Source organism: Synechococcus elongatus PCC 11801, assembly GCF_003846445.2.
Lineage (GTDB): Bacteria > Cyanobacteriota > Cyanobacteriia > Synechococcales > Synechococcaceae > Synechococcus > Synechococcus elongatus_A.
Genome location: NZ_CP030139.2, coordinates 506,701 through 526,512, shown reverse-complemented (window position 1 = coordinate 526,512; position 19,812 = coordinate 506,701). Strand labels below are relative to the sequence as shown.

The following is a 19,812-nucleotide window of genomic DNA, read 5'->3' as shown; positions in this document are numbered from 1 at the left end:
GTGCGTAATTCAAGCCTACAAATCTGGTGAGTGCTGTGAAAGTAGTGAGCCATCACAGAGTGCTCTCTCAGAGGACAGCAGGTGATTGGAGCACCGGTTTGCTAGCTGCAGGTGATTGCGAAAACTGATCAACAATTCTGCGGAACTCATCTCCTTCGATTAACTCTTGATCAATGAGGCGATCGACAAGACGATCCATTAGGTTGCGATTGTCCGATAGGAGCTGGCGCGCTTCAGCATGACAGGCCTTGATCAGTGCCCGAATCTTGTGATCAATTTGAGCGGCAACTGCTTCTGAGTAATCTGCTCGACGTGACATCCAATCGCGACCGAGGAAGACCTCTCCTTGATCACTTTCCAGGGCTAAAGGCCCCAGATCGGACATGCCGTAGCGTGTGATCATTTCACGCGCCAAGTTAGTGATCATCTCAATATCGGAGGCGGCACCTTGGGTGACTTCTGCATCGCCAAAGACCACTTCTTCAGCCGCACGCCCTCCGAGGGCAACAACAATGCGATCGCGTAACCAAGCTCGGCTATAGAGGCCACTATCAATCAATTCTTCGTTGGGAATCGGTTTGGCGAAGCCACCAATGCCGCCCGATCGCGGAATAATCGTGACCTTATCCAAGCGATCGGAATGCTTGAGCAATGTCATCAACAAGGCATGGCCGATTTCGTGATAAGCAATCAGGCGTTTCTTTTGGCTATCGAGTAATGGCGATAGCGTCATGCCGATAGTGATCCGATCGATCGCATCATCGATATCTGATTCATCGACTGCTGTTTTGTTGCGGCGCGCCGTTAGGATTGCTGCCTCATTCAGCAGGTTGGCTAAGTCAGCTCCTGAGAAGCCGGGCGTGCGACGTGCGATCGCTTCTAACGACACATCCTCTGCGAGCTTTTTATTACGGGCATGAACTTGCAAAATCCCGAGACGACCTGCGTAACTGGGCAAATCAACCACGATTTGGCGGTCAAAACGCCCCGGTCGGAGCAAGGCTGAGTCGAGAACGTCAGGACGGTTCGTCGCCGCAATAATGATCACGCCCGAATTCTCTTCGAAGCCGTCCATTTCGGTCAGCAACTGATTGAGTGTTTGCTCCCGCTCGTCATTGCCACCGCCAATGCCCGCACCGCGCTGCCGACCAACCGCATCGATCTCATCGATGAAGACGATGCAGGGAGAATTTTCCTTGGCTTTGCGAAACAGATCGCGCACGCGGCTCGCGCCGACGCCGACAAACATCTCCACAAATTCGGAGCCGGACATGCTGAAGAACGGAACGCCAGCTTCACCAGCGATTGCCTTGGCCAACAGCGTTTTACCCGTGCCTGGCGGGCCAACTAACAGCACCCCCCGAGGAATTCGTGCGCCCACTGCCGTAAAGCGATCGGAACTGCGCAGGAACGAAACTACTTCCTGGAGCTCTTCCTTGGCTTCTTCGATGCCCGCCACATCCTCAAACATCACGCCGGTTTTGGCTTCCATCTGAAAGCGAGCGCGGGATTTGCCAAAGTTCAGGGCTTGGTTCGCCGCACCCGCCGATCGCCGTAGCAGGAAAATCAGACCAACAAGCAGAATGAGAATCAAGCCCAAATTGACGAGCGTGCCTGCAAGGGCACTGTTGTCTTGTGTGGGGGTGACTTCAAAAGGAACGTTGTAGCGGCGTGCCGTTTCGATCAGTTCTGGATTCTGGTTAAACAGCGGAACTTCTGCAGCTCGCCGCCCTTGTAACTGAACCCGCGCCACCCGTTGCACAGGGTCATAGTCAATGCTTTGGACTTGACCGTTCGCAATATCCTTCAGCAGGCCGGAATAGTCGAGGGAAACGGTTGTAGGTTCACTGCGATTCTGCGCAAGGGCAGGTGGAATACTGCCAGTACCGACACCTAATCCAAGCAGCAGCACCCAGATAAAGCGCCAAGAGTGACGGGTGCGGGACTGTGGCAAAAGCTTGGGCATAGTCGGTGGTACGAACCCCAAGGGCATGAAAATAGCACCTCCAGTCTAACGGCGGGCTCTGATCCTGCGTTATTGGGTCGCGATCGCTGCTCGATAGGGCGATCGCAGTGACTCAGCAGTTGACCAGCGTCGCCTTGCGAATCTATGATCGTCTTTCTGTGAATCTTCCAATCATCTAGTAATCTGCCATGGCCGTCCCAAAGAAGAAAACCTCCAAGAGCAAACGCGACAAGCGCAAGGCCACTTGGAAGCGTAAGGCTGCACTGCAGGCTCAACGGGCACTGTCCTTGGGTAAATCCGTCCTGACCGGTCGGGCGAAAGGATTTGTCTACCCGACTCAAGACGAAGACGACACCGAAGAATAGAAGCTGCTGCGATTCAAGTCAGCACTTGGGTGACAGCGTGATCCGCTCCGATCGCTGCCACCCATTTTTTGCTGTCAATTGATGCTTGGCAAAGCGGTTCGATAAATAACTGGGGATGTAATGCTTTCCAGAAGTACTGCACAAACGTGGCGATCGCCTCAGCAGACATGCCCTGCCCTCGTTGGTGCTGCAGTTCTTGCTCGGCTTGCAAACGCCAGTCATAGCTCCAGCGAAAATCTTGAGGCCTCAGGATTAGCAGCTGATCAAAAGACGTCCACAACGGTTCGTAGTCCTTTAAACGCTGATTGCAGTCTGTTGCAAACTCTTGATCTGCCAGTGTCTCAATCGGCCAAGGCCAAGATGTTGGTGGCCAATGGCGATCGCTACGACAGCCCACAAACCAGCCTTCAAAAATCACCAGATCGACAGGCTCCATTGCAATCGGTGCGATGCGATCGCCCGCTCCGGCATGGAGTGATTTATCGAAGCGGGGCAAGAGGGTCGGCTGCCCGGATTGAAGATGAGTCAACGCCTGCTGCAAGACAGCCAGATCGTGGGTACCTGGTGGTCCCCGCCAGATCAGCCGTGGGTCCTGTTGCTGTAACTGACAGCGAGCGCGATAGCTGAGGTAGCCATCGTCGAGGGAGAGACTGCAAACGCGATAGCCTTGCTGTTGCAGGAGGAGGGTCAGTACCTGTCCCAACGTTGTTTTTCCACAGCCCTGACTCCCGAGAACGCCGAGCATGACCGGCTGAGTCTGCTGCTGGATCTGCTCAGCAAGCACTTGGGCAAGGGGCAGCCACAGTCGCCATAGCGTTTTCCAGAAGGCCACTGATCCGGTTCGCAAGGCCGGATAGTGGGCACTGAGGGACGTCCAAGCAGCACGGAGCCACTCGGCTTGAATGTGCCAGTTGGCTTCTGACCGATCGCTGACCGTCAGTGCAGTCTCTGCGAGTCGCCACTGCTGGGCAATCGCTTGCAACTCCTCCTCAGACAAGCGGCTTGCTTGCTCCAAGCTGGCGATGCTGCTGGCGAGCTTCACTACCTCAAGATCCAATCTTGAGGGTTTCCATCGCAAGGGCATAGACCGCGCCCAGCTTGAGATTTTGCAGCAGGAGAAACGGCAGACTGCGATCGCGTTGCCCTGCCCCTGGCCCGCGATAGTACAGCCAGCTACAGACTTCTACCGACAGGGTGATGATTGCGGCCAAGCTCGGATCCCAGACGCCGGACTGCCCTGCGGCAAGAGACAGCGCGTTGATCAGCCAAAAACCAAACAGCAGGCAGATGATCTGCAACGATAGCCGTCGCCACGGTTGCTGGAACCACTGCAGGAGCGCACCGCCTGCGGCACTCACCAGTTGGTTGAGGCGCGTATTCTGCATATCGGCAAAAAACTGGGGCAAAGAACCGCAGCGATCGCGACTCTGGCACGATTGCTACTGCTGAGCATATTAGTCTTGCTGTGTAGAGGTGGGGAACGGTCGTTGCAAAAGGAATCCGAGGCGGGCTGTCGTGTCTTGCGATGGCTGAGTGGGGGTTTGCTACTCACTGTCCTGCTGGGAGGCTGTGGACTGCTCAGCGGATTCTGGGGGGTTGAGGCTCCTTTGGGAGAGACGGCTCCCCCAGTGGCAACGCCACCACTCCCGCCGGTACCGTCGCGCTTTCAAGATAGGGTCTCGCCGCGCGAGAACCCCGAGCTGAGCAATCGCATTGCGGCGAACCCTGCGGCCTATCGGGCTCCGATTCGGGTGGCCAACCGTTCCGATCACCCCGTGCGGGTCGTCTTACAGCAGACGGCTATCGCCCAAAATACTGAGCCTGTCCATTGGGATTTTGCTCCTCAAGAAGTGGGCTCCCAAGGACTGCTCCTCTCTCTGCCCCAAGGCAAGTTGCAGCTGCAACCCCAAGATGTGCTGGTCGCGTTTGCCCTCGATGGGTCGCGGCTCTATTGGGGACCCTATCAGGTGGGTCGCGATCGCCAGCCCCAGTGGAATCCGACCACGCAGGAATGGCAGCTGCTGCTGGAAGATCCAGAACCAGCGCCTGCAACCTCTCCATAACTGGATTCATGGCATGGGCAGGGAGCAAGCACCATAGGGAAGCAGTTGGCTGCGGGAATCCCAGGGGGTGAGAGTACACCCCCATCTTGCAAGACTGCTGAGTATCGTCCTCAACGCTTGGGTTAGCCCGAGATTTAGAGCGATCGCAGAATATTCAGCGATTCCTGAATGTGGGCTTGGGCATTCAGGAGTGAATCAAAGATATGGCGGACTTTGCCTTCTTTATCAATCACGTAGGTGACACGGCCGGGAATCACAAATAGCGTCTTGGGGACGCCGTAGGACTGGCGCAGACGATCGCCCTCGTCGCTGAGGAGTTGAAAGGGCAGGTTGTACTTTTTCGCAAAGCGCTGGTGTGACTCTACCGAGTCGCTACTGACCCCCAGCACCACTGCACCAGCCTCTTGAAAGGCGGTGTAGCTATCGCGGAAGCTGCAGGCTTCGATGGTGCAACCCGGCGTGTCGTCCTTGGGATAGAAGTAGAGGACGACGGGCTTTTGACCTCGGAAGTCACTCAGCGAGACTGTCGAACCATCTTGAGCCGGCAAGGAAAAGTCGGGCGCGACATCACCAACTGCGATCGCCATAGGAAGTTCAGCTTGATCAAAGGGTCGCCCGTATCCTGACACGGATTTCGGCTGAGGGTTTAGTCAGCAGCCATGATGCAATCCCAACGCGATCGCACCTGAGCTCAGTGGATGCACTGAAGCGATCGTCCGTACGTATCAAGGCGAGGTTCAGGCTAAAACGCTGGTGTTACCCTTGTGCGTGTTTGAGTCAAAAATTTTGCGCTTTCATCGGTCCTGAGAGCGGCAACCTAGCGCTGGCAATCACTTCAACACGATTCCGAGCGCGTTGGCAACACAGATTTTGCGACAAGCCTCAAGTGTCACTTAGTGCAGAGAGCGGTTGAGTAATCTCCTGCAATCAGTAACGGAATTTAAATAACGAACGCTGAAACTTTAGGCCTTCAGATATTGAGAAGTTTTACTTTTTTATTGCTTAAGCTGACACTATCAGTGCTGCGAACGGGTTTCGCGAGAACGGCAGTCTCTAACCGCGATCACTGCTGGAACGACTGATGACTCGCCACTGCTGTTCCTTAGGCTGGTAGAGTCTTTGCAGGAACTCAAGCGCCGACTGGCGATCGCAAAATTCTAGGGATTGGCCATTTACTTCGACAAAGAAAGATGCGGGTAACTTGTAGTCAGCCATACAGAAATTTTCAGAGTTCAGCAGAGATGCGCCCATGATGGCAGAACTTCGTTAAGCTGTAGTTATATCAGAGTCATGGATTAGTGAAGAAACTGTAATCCCTCTTACATTTTCGACACATTCCTAATCTGAAGATAACCTTAAGAGCCTTGATTTAAATCATCGTTTTGCTGCATTTTTCTCTTAATGCTTTCGGGGGTGCGTATGGCAAGTGCTTCGGCCCATGCTGTCGCGACGGCTCAGCGACGAACAAGAGATAACGTGAGCTGGTACCTCAGCTCTATTGGTCGAATTCCGCTGCTCACTGCAGATCAGGAAATCGAGTTGGGTCAGAAAGTGCAGGTGATGATGAACCTGCTTGAAGACGCTTCCAGCGATCGCTCTTTTACCGAGGCAGAGACCGCAGCGATTCAGCTCGGGCAACGCGCCAAAGAGCGAATGATCAAGGCAAACCTGCGTCTTGTCGTCTCGGTCGCAAAGAAATACCAGGGTAAGGGTCTCGAGTTTCTCGACCTCATCCAAGAAGGTGCCTTGGGTCTTGAGCGCGCTGTCGAGAAATTCGATCCTTCCAAGGGCTATAAATTCTCGACCTACGCTTTCTGGTGGATTCGCCAGAGCATGACACGGGCGATCGCCTGCCAATCTCGTACGATTCGCCTACCCGTTCACTTAACTGAACGGCTGAGTCAAATTCGCAAGGTCACCCGCGAGCTGGCCCATGAGCTTGGCCGTCTGCCCTCGCGCCAAGAAATTGCCGAAGCAGTGCAGCTGCCGCTCCAAGACCTCGAAACGATTTTGCGCCAGTCGCGCCAGTGCACCAGCTTGGATGCTCCGGTCAGCGGCGACGACGGCAAGAGCTTCTTGGGTGAATTGATTGCCGATCCCAACGGCAGTGAACCCATGGATCTCATGGAAAGTGCGATGCAGCGCGAGCAGCTCGATGCTTGGCTCGAGCATCTGACCCCCCAAGAGCGCCAGGTGCTCTATCTCCGCTTTGGTCTGGGTGATGGCGAGCGGCACACCTTGGCAGAGATCGGTCGAATGATGGAGGTCTCGCGGGAGCGCGTCCGGCAGGTAGAAGTCAAAGCCCTACGAAAACTGCGCAACTTGACCAAGCGATCGCGGATTGCTGTCTGATAGCACCTTCGGGGAATGAGAACGGGATCTGCAAGAAGTTTGGGCGCGGTGCTTGGCGTCCGAACTTTTTTATTGCTGAACCGAGATCTTGCGACTGAGTAGACGATTGCATCTGCGGACTGTTTTTCCCCTGAGATAGCTTCTCAGCACTGAGGAGCAATCGCATACTGGGGTTTTAATTGCAGTCGATCGCTATGGTTCAGGAGCCGCTGCCGACGGGTCTCTATGAGCAGTTGATTTCTCTTGGCCTGCAGCGGCAGTTACAGCAAGTTCCAACAAACAGGATTGATCTCGAGAATCTGGATCCTGCTGAGGCGCCCCAGCAATTAGCGCACTACCTCCGCAGCCTGGTGGTGATCGCCCTGCCCCATCTCAGTGGGAAGGATAAGGTCGCAGCGCAGATTGAGCTGATCAACCGTCTGGTTGAAGTCTTACAAACGGCAGCTCCAAAAGCGATCGTGACGGACGATCAGCTCCTCAATCCCAGTCAACGACTGACGGAGATTCGTAGCCACCGGCTGCTCCCCGGACAAGCCGGTGTCAGTCGGCCCCTGATTCCGCTCAGCGACAGTACGCTACTGGTCAATGCCACGGGCGAACCGAATGTCGGACAGGCGCTACAGCATGAATTACCCTCTGCCGATCGCGTCGATCTCCTCTGTGCCTTTATCAAGTGGTCTGGGCTACGACTGCTGCAAGACCGACTCAAAACCTATTTGGAAAGCGGGCGATCGCTGCGCGTCCTCACCACGGTTTATCTAGGAGCAACTGATCGCCGGGCGTTAGATTGGCTGGTTGGGCAAGGTGCAGAAGTACGGGTGAGCTACGACACCCGCCGCACTCGTCTCCATGCCAAAGCTTGGTTTTTTCATCGTCAGAGTGGCTACGACACAGCCTATATCGGCTCATCCAACCTCTCGACTGCGGCGCTGCAAGATGGGCTGGAGTGGAATGTACGTCTCTCGGGTGTTGATAACCCCAGCATTTTGAGTAAATTTCAAGCCGCCTTTGAGAGCTACTGGGAAGAAGGCGAGTTTGAGCCCTATCGAGCGAGTGAGCAAGAGCAGTACCGCTTCGATCGCGCCTTGGGTCGTGAGCAATCGGATACCTCGGCCACAATCGCTTTCTTCGATATCCATCCCTACGCCTACCAACAGGAAATTCTGGAGCGTTTGCAAGCAGAACGGCTCCTGCACGATCGCTGGCGCAATCTGGTTGTAGCAGCCACTGGCACTGGCAAGACCGTGATGGCAGCGCTGGACTATGCACGCCTGAGCCGCGACTTTCCCAAATTTGCTGGAACAGCCTCGCCACGACTATTGTTTGTTGCCCACCGTAAGGAAATTTTGCAGCAAAGCCTCAGCACGTTTCGGATGGTACTCAAGCAGGGCGATTTCGGTGAACTACTCGTCGATGGTCAGCGGCCTCAGCAGTGGCAGCATGTCTTTGCTTCGGTGCAGTCCCTGGCCAGCCTCGATCCAAATCAACTCGCAGCCGATCGCTTTGCCGTGGTGATTGTCGATGAGTTTCACCATGCCGCTGCCGACAGCTATCGTCACTGGCTGGACTATCTGCAACCACAACTATTGCTTGGGCTGACAGCGACGCCTGAGCGGAGTGATGGCGAGACCATTCTGAATTGGTTTGACAACCGAATTGCGGCTGAACTCCGTCTCTGGACAGCTCTAGATCAAGGCTTGCTCTGTCCTTTTCACTATTTCGGGATTCACGACAGCACTGATCTCTCACGCTTACAGTGGCGTCGGGGTGGCTATGTCAGTGAAGAGCTGAGTGCGCTCTATACCGGCGATGATGCTCGGCTCCGGCTAATTCTCAAAGAGTTGTTCGATAAAGTGCCTGATGTCTCGCGCATGCGAGCCTTGGGCTTTTGCGTCAGTGTGGAACACGCTCACTACATGGCGTATAAGTTTCAAAAAGCTGGCATTGGTGCGATCGCCCTGGATGGTATTTGCGATCGCCACACTCGTCAGGAAGCTATTCAGCAATTACGACGCGGCGAGTTGCAGATTATCTTTGCGGTCGATCTGTTTAACGAGGGTTTAGATATTCCGGAGATCAATACGATTCTGCTGTTGCGCCCCACGGAGTCTGCCACGGTTTTTCTGCAGCAGCTCGGGCGCGGACTCCGGCTCCATCCTGGTAAAGACTGCCTGACTGTTTTGGATTTTATTGGTCAAGCGCATCGGCAGTTTCGCTATGACTGGCGCTATCGAGCTTTGTTGGGGGGCAGTCGCCAACAATTCAAAGAGCAATTAGAGCAGGAATTCCCCTTTCTGCCGGCTGGCTGTAGTCTGCAACTCGATCGCGTTGCCCAGGGGATCATTCTCGATAATCTCAAGCAGAGCCTACCGAGCCGGCGATCGCAACTGTTGCAAGAAGCTGCCCGTCTTGGCCGCTGTTCTTTACCAGAATTCTTAACCGCACTGGGATTAGAGTTAGCAGATTTCTATCGCTTGGCCGGATCGTGGACTCGTCTGCAGCGCGACCTTGGTTGGCGCCGGGATTCCCCGCATCCCGATGAAGATCGCTTGGGGCGTGCGATCGCTAACCTCTCCCACATAGATGATCCGCAGCGACTGCAGTTCTATCAGCAACAGTTGAGTCAGCCAACACCACCGGATCTGCAGCACTGTAGTTCGCGAGAACAGCGTCTCTGGCAAATGCTGATGGTGCAAGTGTGGGGAACGGGGAAGCAGTATGTTGCTTTGTCTGAAGCGCTTTCACGTTTTTGGGCCGCGATCGCGATTCGGGAAGAACTGCAAGCCTTGTTCGAATTCCTGGTGGAATCCACCGATCATCTAGTTCGGCCGCTCAGCTGGACGCAACCCATTCCGCTACAAGTGCACGGTCGCTATAGCCGCGCCGAAATTCTGGCCGCCTTTGGAGCGCTCAATGATCAACAACGCTACCTCAGCCGTGAAGGTGTTTATTTTGAGCCAACGAGTCAAACTGATCTACTCTTCGTCACTCTGAAAAAGTCGGAGAAACTGTTCTCGCCCACGACTCGCTACAACGACTATGCCATCAGTCCTACGGAGTTTCATTGGGAAAGCCAGAGTACAACCCGCGCTACTTCTCCCACTGGACAACGCTATATCCACCACCGCGATCGTGGCAGTCATGTGATTTTGTTTGTCCGTGAAAGCCGCCAACAGAATGGACAAACCCTGCCGTTTCTCTGTCTAGGATTTGCCGATTACGTCAGACATCAAGGCGATCGCCCGATGGCAATTCGCTGGCGACTTCATCACCCAATTCCGGCTGCCCTCTATCCGACGATCGCGATCGCGGTTTGACCGGCATGGATGAAAACCGAGGGAAGTTAGTAGCGGCTGATCTGTCGGAAGCGCCAAACCGACTCCACAATGCCAATCGCGATGAAATTGGCGAGAAGTGCCGATCGCCCATAGCTGAGCCAAGGCAGCGGAATACCCGTGACTGGGCCAAGTCCAATCGTCATCGAAATATTGATGACAATCTGGAAGACCAGCATCGAGAGCACCCCGATCGCCAGCAATGAGCCAAAGTTGTCGCGGGCACTGGTCGCGATCGCAATCAACCGCCAGCACACCAACCAGAACAGCAGGATGACTGCGATCGAGCCAACAAAGCCCAACTCTTCACCCACCGCTGAGAAGATGAAGTCCGTGTGCTGCTCTGGAATGAAGCGCAACTGGGTTTGCGTGCCCTGATGCAGCCCTTGCCCCCAGAGTCCCCCTGCCCCGATCGCAATCCGCGCTTGAATCAGGTTATAGCCGCCCCCAAGTGGGTCCTTGTTGGGATCGAGAAAGAGGATCAGCCGGTCGCGTTGGTAGTCCTGCAACAGGTTTTCCCAAGCCCAACCGGCAACAACCCCACTGGTAATATTGGTCAGTAATGCTCCGATCGCGCCACGCCAGTGCCACGCGAAACTTTGCCAGCCCACATAGGTCATCCAGCCCAGCCAGATGGGCCAGACCCAAGGCAGCGCCTCAAACAAAATGGCTGAGGGCAATGGCGACAGCATCAATAAGAGCCAACCTGGTTTGGCATTGGCCCAGTAGAGCATGCCAAAGACAATCGCCCCAAAGATCAAGGACGTCCCAAGGTTGGGCTGCAGGAAGATCAACAGCCAAGGGACTGACATGATGGCGATCGCTTTCAGTAGTCCTGGGAGGCGATCGGCGGTCTCGCGGCTCAAAATGCCCGCCAGCACAACAATCATCAGCGGTTTGGCAAACTCTGAGGGCTGGACGTTGAAGCCGCCAATACTGATCCAGCGTTCGGCTCCCAGTGCAGTGGTTCCCACAAAGCGCACCGCAATCAGCGAGAGGCAGGTGGCGCCATAGAGCCACCACTGCAGCTTCAGCCAGTTGTCATAGCGCCAACGGGCGATCGCCAGCGCCAGTCCCACACCCACCGCGCCAGTAATCCAGTGTTGCCACCAGTCTGCAAAGTCCTGATTGGCTTGAGTACTGCGGATCAGGAGACCACCCAGCAGCGTCAGCCCGATCGGAATAAACAGCAGCCAGCGATCTAGATCCTTCCAAGCGTCGAGAAAGGCAAACCGTTGGCGCCACTGTCCAAACCGAAAGCTGCGAGCCAGCATGAATGTCCTCAGAGCAAGTCCTTAAGGCAGGGTAGCTTTCTAGCCTTGCTTATGGCGTCAACGCAGCGACGGAGATGGCAGCTGCCATCTTTTGGGCGATCGCAGTTAAGGCTTGTGCCGAGGCGGATTCGGGCTGACTGACCACGATCGGTACACCGCGGTCGCCGCCTTCCCGCAGCGGAATTTCGAGGGGAATACCCCCTAGCAGGGGCACTTCTAGCTCGCGAGCGGTTTTCTCGCCACCGCCGGAACCAAAAATGTCGTAGCGGCGATCGGGCAGATCCGGCGGAATGAAGAAGCTCATGTTCTCGACAATGCCCAACACCGGCACCTTGAGCTGCTGGAACATCCGTAAGCCCTTGCGCGAATCCAGCAAGGACACCGTTTGCGGCGTTGTGACAATCACCGCTCCAGCCAGAGGCACCGCTTGGGCTAGCGTCAGTTGGGCGTCCCCCGTTCCCGGTGGCATATCAACGATCAGGTAGTCCAGTTCGCCCCATTCTGTCTGATAGAGAAACTGGCGAATGATGCCGTTGAGCATAGGCCCCCGCCACATCACCGGCTGATCGGGGTCAATCAAAAAGGCCATCGATACCAGCTTGATTCCGTGGGTCTCAATCGGAATCAGGATGTCCCCTTGAGGACTGGGCTTGACCTGCGGCTGAGCATCGGCAACCCCGAGCATAGTGGGGGTATTGGGTCCGTAGATATCCGCATCGAGCAGACCCACTCGTGCCCCTGCTTTGGCCAGAGCAACAGCAGTGTTGACCGAGACGGTGCTTTTGCCGACCCCGCCCTTACCGCTGGAGATCGCCAGAATATTGCGCACGCCGCCAATGCCTTGGCGATCGGGCAGGCTGCGTTGCTGGGGAATTTCGGCCCCAACGTCGATATTGACAGTGGCGACACCCGGTAGGGCTTTCACCGCTTTTTCGCAATCTGCCACGATGAACTCACGCAACGGACAAGCCGGCGTCGTCAGAACCAGCCGAAAACTAACCTGATCACCCGCGATCGCCACATCGCGAATCATGTTGAGTTCCACCAAGCTGCGACGGAGCTCAGGATCTTCTACGGGACGCAGAGCATCCAAAACAGCCGCGGTCGTCAAAGTCATAGGTGCGAGGGCGTGACAGCATACCGCCCTCTATCTTATAGACAAGCGTTCTCCAACCCAGCAGGCATGAGCCTGGGATGTATGGCGGGGAACCATAGAGAACCTTAGCGGCCAGCCTCCACTGGGATAATTAAGCAACAGGGACCGAGCTGGTCTCGCCCACATGGACGGTTTTGACCCAGCGCAATTGTTTCGGCCAGAAGGCCATGCGAGCGGTGGTGTAGGCCATCACCGGAACCCAATGCAGCATGTAGATCACGCCGAGCAGGCTCTGTCCGATCGGCCAAGGATTACGCAATTCTGACGATCGCGCTTGGCGGATGCCACGCAGCAAACTGATCACTGTCAGCCCGACTGTCAAACCTGCGAGCGGGCCATAGAGGGGCGATCGCTTGAGGATCAGGGCAAAAACGAGGTCGGGAATCGCGGCGGTGGGCAGGACGTATTGAGTCAGCCAAAAGATCGCGAGATCTAAACTGCGTTGGCTTCCCAGACGGTTGCGGATCAACCAGGGCCAGTAGTCGAGATAGCGCTGGTAGCCTCCTTCGGCCCAACGGCGTCGCTGATGCCAGAGGGCTAGGCTGCGCACCACCCCTTCTTCTTGCACCGCCGGATGAATGCAGCAGTCAATCCACCAGTGATCCAGATGGAGCCGGAACGCTAAATCGAGGTCGTCAGTAATGGTTTCTTCGTTAAAGCCCCCACAGCCTTCTAGGGCAGCTCGCCGGATGAACTGACCATTGCCCCGCAGCTCGCCAATGCCTCCGATCGCCACTCGCTGTTGTTGCAGGTAGGCATCGAGCATCATTTCCACGGTCTGTCCCCGCGTCCAAAAATTGCTGCCACTATTAGTGATCGCCTTTCGCACTTGAACTGCGCCCAATTGGGGCTGTTGGAAACGCGGCAGGACTTGTTGCAGCAAATCGGCTGGTGCTTGGGCATCGGCATCAAAGACTGCAATAAATTCGCCTGTCGTTTGGGGCCAGACTTCATTGAGTGCTCCTGACTTGCCCCCTGTGGCTCCAGCTTCGCGGCGATGCACCCGCAGTTGGGGATAGCGGCTTTGCAGTTGGCGCAGGCGATCGGGTGTGGCGTCGGTGCTGGCATCGTCGATGATCCACACCTCGAGGCGATCGCTGGGATAGTCCAACTGGCAGAGGTTGTTGACGAGGCGATCGATGACCTCGGCTTCATTTTTGGCCGCTACCAGCAAGGAAACTCGAGGCCAGTCTGCACGATCGGCAGGCAAGCTGGCGGGGTCAGTGTGACTGCGGCTGCCCAGGAGTCGCATGCAGTGGATCGCCAAGGCGATCGCGATCGCCCAGACTATCACCCCACCCCCAGCACTCAGATGCAGCGCGAGGGTCAGTCCCCAGACAGCGATTAGGACAAAAGCGGCCTTACGACGACGCCCAGCGGTGTATTGGTAATAGTTCATCTCTGGGGTGGATGGGAGTGCCACAGGTGAGGGAGTCACGGCCACATCCGAGGCTGAATTAAGAGGCATGGACAGGGTCGCCGCAAAAGAAACAAGAACAGGCGTTAAGACTCTCTGTTCTTATCACAGGCTCAGCCGATTCGGCGGGAACACTGATTAGCTGCTCAGTAAAGTTGCGTTCTCCTGGGACTCTGTGCGATCGCACCCGATTCCTGTGAGGCACTACAGAATTGGGTACGCGTTCCAAGATTCTGTTCTGGGAAAAGGATTGCAAACCGCAATGGCTCGGCCTTGATAACCTCAATGCCTTCAAGCCCTACTAGCGGAAAACGGATGACCAGTTCTGGAGCCGGCTTTAAGTGCGCCCCGGCTTATTCCGAGTGGGGTCTAGGACGTCTCCTGCTTCGAGATCGAGGGGCTGATCAGCCTGTCGCTGCGCTTGTTCTTGGCGATCGCGTTCGGACTGCCAGTGCAAAACTCCCCCCGCGACGATCGCCGGCAGTGCAGAGAGCCAGCGATCGCGCCGCGTGGTCGGCAAGAGGAGGCAGAACATTCCAAAGAGTGCAAGCGCAATCCCGGCAAAGCGTTCCATGCGCTAAATCAGCCGTTCGCCGTTTCTCAGGCGTGCTGATGCCTCCAACAGTTGCTCCTCGAGGTAGGGCTTGGAGAAGTAGGCCCGTGCCCCCAAGTGAGCCGCGATCTGTCGATGGCGATCGGCACCTCGCGATGTCAGCATAGCCACTGGTAACCGCCGCAGTTTGGGGTCCGCCTGCAGGCGCTCCAAGAGCTCTAGGCCATTCATCTTCGGCATCTCGATATCGCAGAAGACCAGATCGCAGGGCAGTCCCGAATAGAGTTTTTCAAGGGCCTCTTGACCATTGCGCGCCTGCTCGACGATGTAGCCTGCCTTCTTGAAGGTCATCGACAGCAGTTCGCGGACGGTGATCGAGTCATCGACAATCAGCACCATGGGTTCGGTCGCGGTGTTGAGTTCATCAGAACTGGGTGGCGTTGGAGCTGTCTGGCGCTGCCGCACCCGTCCATAGGCGATGTCAAACAGTTCCAAGACGTCGACAATTGGCATCACCTGACCGTCGGAGCGAACCGTGACCCCCAGAATGCCGAGGGGTTTGGCGATCGGACCTTCGATCTGCTTGATCACAATTTCACGCTCGCCCTCAATCTGATCGGTCTGAACGGCGAGGTACTCGTTGTCATTGCGCAGGATGACAATCGACACCACGCCGTCATCACCCAGATTGTTGTAGTAGCGAGTGCGCCCGAATGGCAGGTAGAAATTCAGCAGTGATGAGAGTGGAAACACTGGCAGCGATTGATTGTGCCAGTCCAACGCTAGTTGGCCTTGCGGCCCCATCGAGAGGCGTTGCTGAGGAATGTCGAGCATCTCCTCGACGCTGTCCATCGGGAAGGCCAGCCGTGCCCGCTCGTGTAGACAGGTCAAGGCTTTGGTAATCGAGAGCGTCAAGGGTAGTCGGAAGGTAAAGGTCGTTCCTTTACCCAGCTCCGAATCGACCACAATCTCGCCTTGAATTTCATGCAGCGCTCGCCGCACTACATCCAAGCCAACCCCGCGTCCAGCGAGCTCATCAGCTTGGTCGCGGGTACTAAAGCCCGGACGGAACAGGAGTTCGTAAATCTCCCGCACGCGCATGCCTGCGGCTTCTTCTGGGGTAATCAGACCCCGTGAGAGAGCTTTGATCTTCACCTGCTCCGCATCAATGCCTGCCCCGTCGTCACTGACGGTAATCAGGGTCCGGTTGCCCTGCAGCGAAGCCCGAACTACCAGCGTTCCCTCCGGGGATTTATTGCGGTATTGCCGCACTTCTGCAGTTTCAATGCCATGACTGAGGGCGTTGTTAATCAAGTGGGTCATGGGCGCCTGCAGTTTTTGCAGGATCATCTTGTCAATCAAGATGTCTTGCCCCTCAATCTCGAGGTGAGCCCCTTTACCGCAGCGGCGCGAAATCTCCCGAACGGCACGCGGGAGCTGGTCGGTGAGGTCCGAGAAGGGGACCATGCGCGTCTGGTTCAGCTCGCTCTGCAGTTGCAGAGTAATTTGCTGGAAGTTGCGGGTCAGTTGGTCAAACGGTTCATTGACCATGAAGTCAATGTCTGAGGCCGCCTCGCGCAACCGCACCAGCAACTCCATCATTTCTTGGGAGATGGAGTGGAAACCACTGAAGCGATCGAGTTCTAGATCGTCGAACTGATCAGTGGGGAAGGTGGAAAGATTACTCGTTGCGACGGCGCTAGGGGCTCCGACCAGTTGCCGGCGAGCCGCCAGTGCGGTTTCCAGCAGCGATCGCTCGTACAGTTCCCGCATCCGCTCACCCAGATCCCCTAGCTGATGCACCTGCAGCATCAGGTTCTCGAGGGTTTCCCGCAGGTGGGATTGGTCGCTTTCGAGGGTATTCCGGCTGACAACGATTTCCCCAACCAGGTTACTGAGGTTATCCAATTGCCGTACGGGGACCCGCAACGTCTGCTCGAAGGCCACAGGGCCTCGATCCTGGCTGCGGGCTTTGGTGACGGGCTCTAGGGTCAACGTTACAGGTAGCCGTGGTGGGGCTTGAATGACAGCACTCAAGACGGCGGGATCGATCCCCAGCGTCAGGGGTTGCTCTTGGGACTGTTGTGTCAGATCGGCGATCGCGGCTTCTAGAACTTTGAGCTGGGCGGCAACGTCTACTTCAGCTGCCTGCGATGCTTCTTCACTGGCCTCAATCCAGTCTTCAAGGTCAAAGTTAAGTTCTTCCAGCGGTGGGCGATCGTCGTCGGAGTCAGCAGGCTTCCCGAGTTCTTCGAGATCGCCGAGCAAGGCATCCAGCGTCTCATCCAAACTGGGATCGGCAGGTGGCAAGACAGGCTCAAAGTCTTGACTGAGTAAATCTTCAAGGGTGTTTTCAACCACTTCCTGCTGATCGACAGGCGTGTGAAGAGCGGTTTCCAGCGTTCCTTGCAGCCGGGTCAACTGTTCGACCAAGTGCTGCCCTTCATCAGGCAGCAAGCCGAGATCATCAGCGTCCGCCTCGATCCGATCAGTGGCGGTCACGAGCAGGGTCGTTGTCTGCTGAAACAGGGGCAGACTGGCAGCGTAGTCCGGTAGCTCTGCCTCGGCGAGAAGCGATAGACAAGATTCCAGACCTGCTGCGAGCTGTCGGAAGGTTTCGAACTTAAGCAAAGCCGCTGCACCCTTGAGCGAGTGAGCCGCCCGAGATGCGTCCGCCAGCGTGGTCGCTTCTGGGAGGCCTGCTTCGAGCTGGCTGAGAGTGCTGCTGAGAAGCTGTAAATTCTCCCGCGTTTCTCGGAGAAACAGCGATCGCAGGACATTATCACTGGTGGGTGACATGCTCAGTTCTCCTTAGAAGCCGATGCTTGCAGACGGAAGCGGTCTACGGACTCTCGCAAGGTTCCGGCGATGGTTACCAAGCCCTGCAGCGAGGTTGCAACCTGCTGCGCCTCCTGTGAGGTATTTTGGGCGGTGGCTTCAACCGATTGCATCACCTCAGCCATGCTGCGAGACATGGCCGTTTGCTGAACCGTGTCAGCCGTAATCGACTGCACCAGTTCATCGATTTTGGTCGAGACCTGAATGATTTCATCGAGCGCGCCACGGGCCTGTTCTGCCAGCCGGGTGCCCTGAATGACCTGCTGGGTTCCTTCCTCCATCGCGGTCATCACCAAGCCGGTTTCACTCTGAATTTTGAGCACGATTTGCTCAATTTCCTTCGAGGATTTGGCCGCGCGATCGGCAAGCTGTCGGACCTCGTCCGCAACGATCGCAAAACCGCGACCGGCTTGACCGGCTCGGGCTGCCTCAATACTGGCGTTGAGTGCCAAGAGGTTGGTGCGCGAGGCGACCTGAGAAATCAGCGCCACAATCTTGGAGATTTCTTGGGACGACTCAGCCAGCTTCTTCACCTTGCGGGTGGTTTCGGCCACCGTCTCTCGAATCCGCAGAATCCCCGACAGGGTCTTGTCAACGGCCTCACCGCCCTTGAGTGCGGTTTGTGAGGCTGCACGGGCAACCGCTTCGGCCTCACTGGCGCTGACTGCAACCCGTTGAATGGACTCCGTCATCACCTGCACTGAATTAAGAGCAGCGGCGAGTTCTTCAGCTTGGTGCAGCGCTTCCGCCGACAGATTTTTGGCTGACTGTTCGTTATCGCTGGCCGCAGCGTTCACCTGTAGTGCAGCGTCTCGCACTTGCGCCACGATTTCGCGCAGGTTCTGAATCGTCAGGTTGAAGGAGTCGGCGACCGCCCCGAGGATGTCTGCAGTCACCTCCGCCTGCACGGTCAAGTCACCGTGGGCAACCCCCTCCACGTCATCCAGCAGCCGAATCACTTGGTTTTGCAGACCTTCCCGCTGTTGCTCGAGGGTGGTCAGGCGCTTATCCTGCCGATTGATGCGATCGCCGAGGACACTGCGCATGCGATCGAAGCGCAGAGCCAACATTCCCACATCGTCGTTGCCTCCGATCTGCAGCGGCGTCTCGAAGTCGCCATTGCTCATCTGCTGACACTGCTCGTTGAGGCGTTCCAACAAGTCTCGGTAACGCTTACCAGTCTGGTTCTGCAGTTGTAAGGCCAGCGCTGCTGAGGCCCCCCCTGCGACCGCGATACCAGCCAGACTGCCCAGCAACACGCGATCGCGGTTTTCAGGAGCTGATGCCTGCCAACCAACAACTCCTACGACACCAGCCGCTAAGGCTGAGATTAGCGCGATCAGGCTAACCTGCGCTTTAGCCGGTGGTTTGGGCGCAGCAGGAAGCGCCTTCGGTGCATTGTTGCTAACTGCTGAGGCGGCCGCTCGGGCTCCTTTCGACTCTTGGGGCCGCAGGGGAGAAGTCACCGGTTGCCGAGCGATCGCAGCAGCCTCAGCCAGGTTTGGTGGTGCTGGTAGGGTGACCTCTGCTGGGTTGGCGATCGCTTCGGGCTGGGTTGCCGGAGCCGTAGGTGCAGCGCCCAAAACCTCCTCGGCGATTTCCTCTGCAATTTCTTCAAAGACTGTTTGATCCGATGTTTCAACGGCCAGACTCAGTGTTTCAGCCGGAATAGCCACTGCTTCTGTTTCCGTCAGTGCAGCAAACTCCGCCGCCAAAGCGACCTCTTCGGTCACCCCATTGCTCTCAGCGGCGATCGGCACTTCTTCAACCGCAGCGGGTTCATCTGAGGCCGGTTCAGGACTGGCTGCAGGCTCAACAGACGCCTCTAGCTCAGACTCCAGCGCTTCTGTAGAGACGGCTGTTTCTGTTGTCAAAGGCTCGGCTTCAACCTCCGCCCAAGGCGCGGGACTGGCTTCTTCTGCGATGGGCTCTTCGGCTGGACTCTCCTCAAGGTCGGCTAACCAGGGAGGTGCTGCCGTCTCCGCTTCTGGTTCAGCGGCCTCTGCAGCCTCTGGTGCGATCGCGAAGGGATTATCCCCGTTCAGCTCAGGGCCGGACTCGGCAGGAATATCGGGTTCAACAATTGGGGGTAAATCCAGAGCCAAAGGAGACGGGTCGAGGCGATCAATCGACGGCAATTCAGCACCGATCGGGACAATGACCGTGCCTTCCGTGTCTTCTGAGGCAGCATCAGCTTGGGGGCGGCTATCACAGCGATCCATGCCCAGCAGGGCCTGTTCGAGCATTTCCGGATCGGGCGTCAGACCGCGAATTAGTTCATATTCCACGCGCGCCTGATCATTGCGCCCCAGACTGTAGAAAATGTGCCCACGCAACAGGCGCAGCCGAGGGTTTTGCGGCTCAGCGCGCACCAGTGCTTCGGCGAGCTCAGCGGCTTCAGTGTAGTGACCACTGAGATACTCCTGCTCAACTTGCTCGTAGGACAGGCTGCGATCTTCGGATGCCATCGGGGTCATAGCGCTTGTAGTAGGG

Annotated in this window: 15 protein-coding genes; 4 read left to right on the top strand and 11 right to left on the bottom strand. The window is 56.5% G+C overall.

Annotation, left to right across the window (positions count from 1 at the left end; translation table 11 throughout):
- Nucleotides 1–67 precede the first annotated feature (67 nt).
- Entirely contained in the window at nt 68–1,966 is a 1,899-nt protein-coding gene (gene ftsH, locus DOP62_RS02470) for an ATP-dependent zinc metalloprotease FtsH (protein WP_208676984.1), read from the bottom strand.
- Between the two features lie 188 nt (nt 1,967–2,154).
- Here ftsH and rpmF point away from each other — a divergent pair, with 188 nt between their 5' ends.
- The gene (gene rpmF / locus DOP62_RS02465; protein ID WP_208672867.1) at nt 2,155–2,331 is read left to right on the top strand and encodes a 50S ribosomal protein L32; all 177 of its coding nucleotides are present in this window, start codon (nt 2,155–2,157) and stop codon (nt 2,329–2,331) included.
- A gap of 13 nt (nt 2,332–2,344) precedes the next feature.
- Here the strand turns inward: rpmF and DOP62_RS02460 are convergent, their stop codons facing one another.
- Nucleotides 2,345–3,373 carry a hypothetical protein gene (locus DOP62_RS02460; protein WP_261789777.1) on the bottom strand — a complete coding sequence of 343 codons (1,029 nt, stop codon included), beginning with the start codon at nt 3,371–3,373 and terminating at the stop codon, nt 2,345–2,347.
- 4 nt (nt 3,374–3,377) lie between these two features.
- Nucleotides 3,378–3,737, bottom strand: coding sequence for a DUF565 domain-containing protein (locus tag DOP62_RS02455; RefSeq protein ID WP_261789778.1), 360 nt, complete (start codon nt 3,735–3,737; stop codon nt 3,378–3,380).
- Nucleotides 3,738–3,818: 81 nt separating this feature from the next.
- On the opposite strand from DOP62_RS02455, the gene DOP62_RS02450 reads away from it, so the two are divergent.
- Nucleotides 3,819–4,394 (top strand): hypothetical protein, encoded by a 576-nt coding sequence (locus DOP62_RS02450; RefSeq protein WP_370538850.1) that lies wholly within the window; start codon nt 3,819–3,821, stop codon nt 4,392–4,394.
- Between the two features lie 134 nt (nt 4,395–4,528).
- Here DOP62_RS02450 and DOP62_RS02445 read toward each other — a convergent pair whose 3' ends face one another.
- Together DOP62_RS02445 and DOP62_RS02440 are read right to left on the bottom strand one after the other, a co-directional pair.
- Complete coding sequence (locus tag DOP62_RS02445; protein ID WP_208672868.1) at nt 4,529–4,981, bottom strand: peroxiredoxin; 453 nt, start codon at nt 4,979–4,981, stop codon at nt 4,529–4,531.
- Between the two features lie 466 nt (nt 4,982–5,447).
- On the bottom strand, nt 5,448–5,645 hold the full coding sequence (locus DOP62_RS02440; protein WP_370538849.1) for a hypothetical protein: 198 nt from the start codon (nt 5,643–5,645) through the stop codon (nt 5,448–5,450).
- Between the two features lie 168 nt (nt 5,646–5,813).
- Here DOP62_RS02440 and DOP62_RS02435 point away from each other — a divergent pair, with 168 nt between their 5' ends.
- Entirely contained in the window at nt 5,814–6,746 is a 933-nt protein-coding gene (locus DOP62_RS02435) for an RpoD/SigA family RNA polymerase sigma factor (RefSeq protein ID WP_338430634.1), read from the top strand.
- A gap of 194 nt (nt 6,747–6,940) precedes the next feature.
- Complete coding sequence (locus DOP62_RS02430; RefSeq protein ID WP_208672870.1) at nt 6,941–10,063, top strand: DUF3427 domain-containing protein; 3,123 nt, start codon at nt 6,941–6,943, stop codon at nt 10,061–10,063.
- A gap of 26 nt (nt 10,064–10,089) precedes the next feature.
- Here the strand turns inward: DOP62_RS02430 and rodA are convergent, their stop codons facing one another.
- The 6 genes from rodA to DOP62_RS02400 all read right to left on the bottom strand — a co-directional run bounded on the left by rodA (nt 10,090) and on the right by DOP62_RS02400 (nt 19,796).
- Nucleotides 10,090–11,355 carry a rod shape-determining protein RodA gene (gene rodA, locus DOP62_RS02425; protein WP_208672871.1) on the bottom strand — a complete coding sequence of 422 codons (1,266 nt, stop codon included), beginning with the start codon at nt 11,353–11,355 and terminating at the stop codon, nt 10,090–10,092.
- Nucleotides 11,356–11,404: 49 nt separating this feature from the next.
- Nucleotides 11,405–12,472, bottom strand: coding sequence for an Mrp/NBP35 family ATP-binding protein (locus tag DOP62_RS02420; protein WP_370538848.1), 1,068 nt, complete (start codon nt 12,470–12,472; stop codon nt 11,405–11,407).
- A 130-nt stretch (nt 12,473–12,602) separates the two neighbouring features.
- Nucleotides 12,603–13,979: a glycosyltransferase gene (locus tag DOP62_RS02415; RefSeq protein ID WP_208672872.1), complete on the bottom strand. Its 1,377-nt coding sequence runs from the start codon at nt 13,977–13,979 to the stop codon at nt 12,603–12,605.
- Nucleotides 13,980–14,265: 286 nt separating this feature from the next.
- Complete coding sequence (locus DOP62_RS02410) at nt 14,266–14,502, bottom strand: hypothetical protein (protein ID WP_208677661.1); 237 nt, start codon at nt 14,500–14,502, stop codon at nt 14,266–14,268.
- Between the two features lie 3 nt (nt 14,503–14,505).
- Entirely contained in the window at nt 14,506–17,280 is a 2,775-nt protein-coding gene (locus DOP62_RS02405) for a hybrid sensor histidine kinase/response regulator (RefSeq protein WP_208672874.1), read from the bottom strand.
- A 2-nt stretch (nt 17,281–17,282) separates the two neighbouring features.
- The gene (locus tag DOP62_RS02400) at nt 17,283–19,796 is read right to left on the bottom strand and encodes a methyl-accepting chemotaxis protein (RefSeq protein ID WP_208672875.1); all 2,514 of its coding nucleotides are present in this window, start codon (nt 19,794–19,796) and stop codon (nt 17,283–17,285) included.
- Nucleotides 19,797–19,812: the final 16 nt, after the last annotated feature.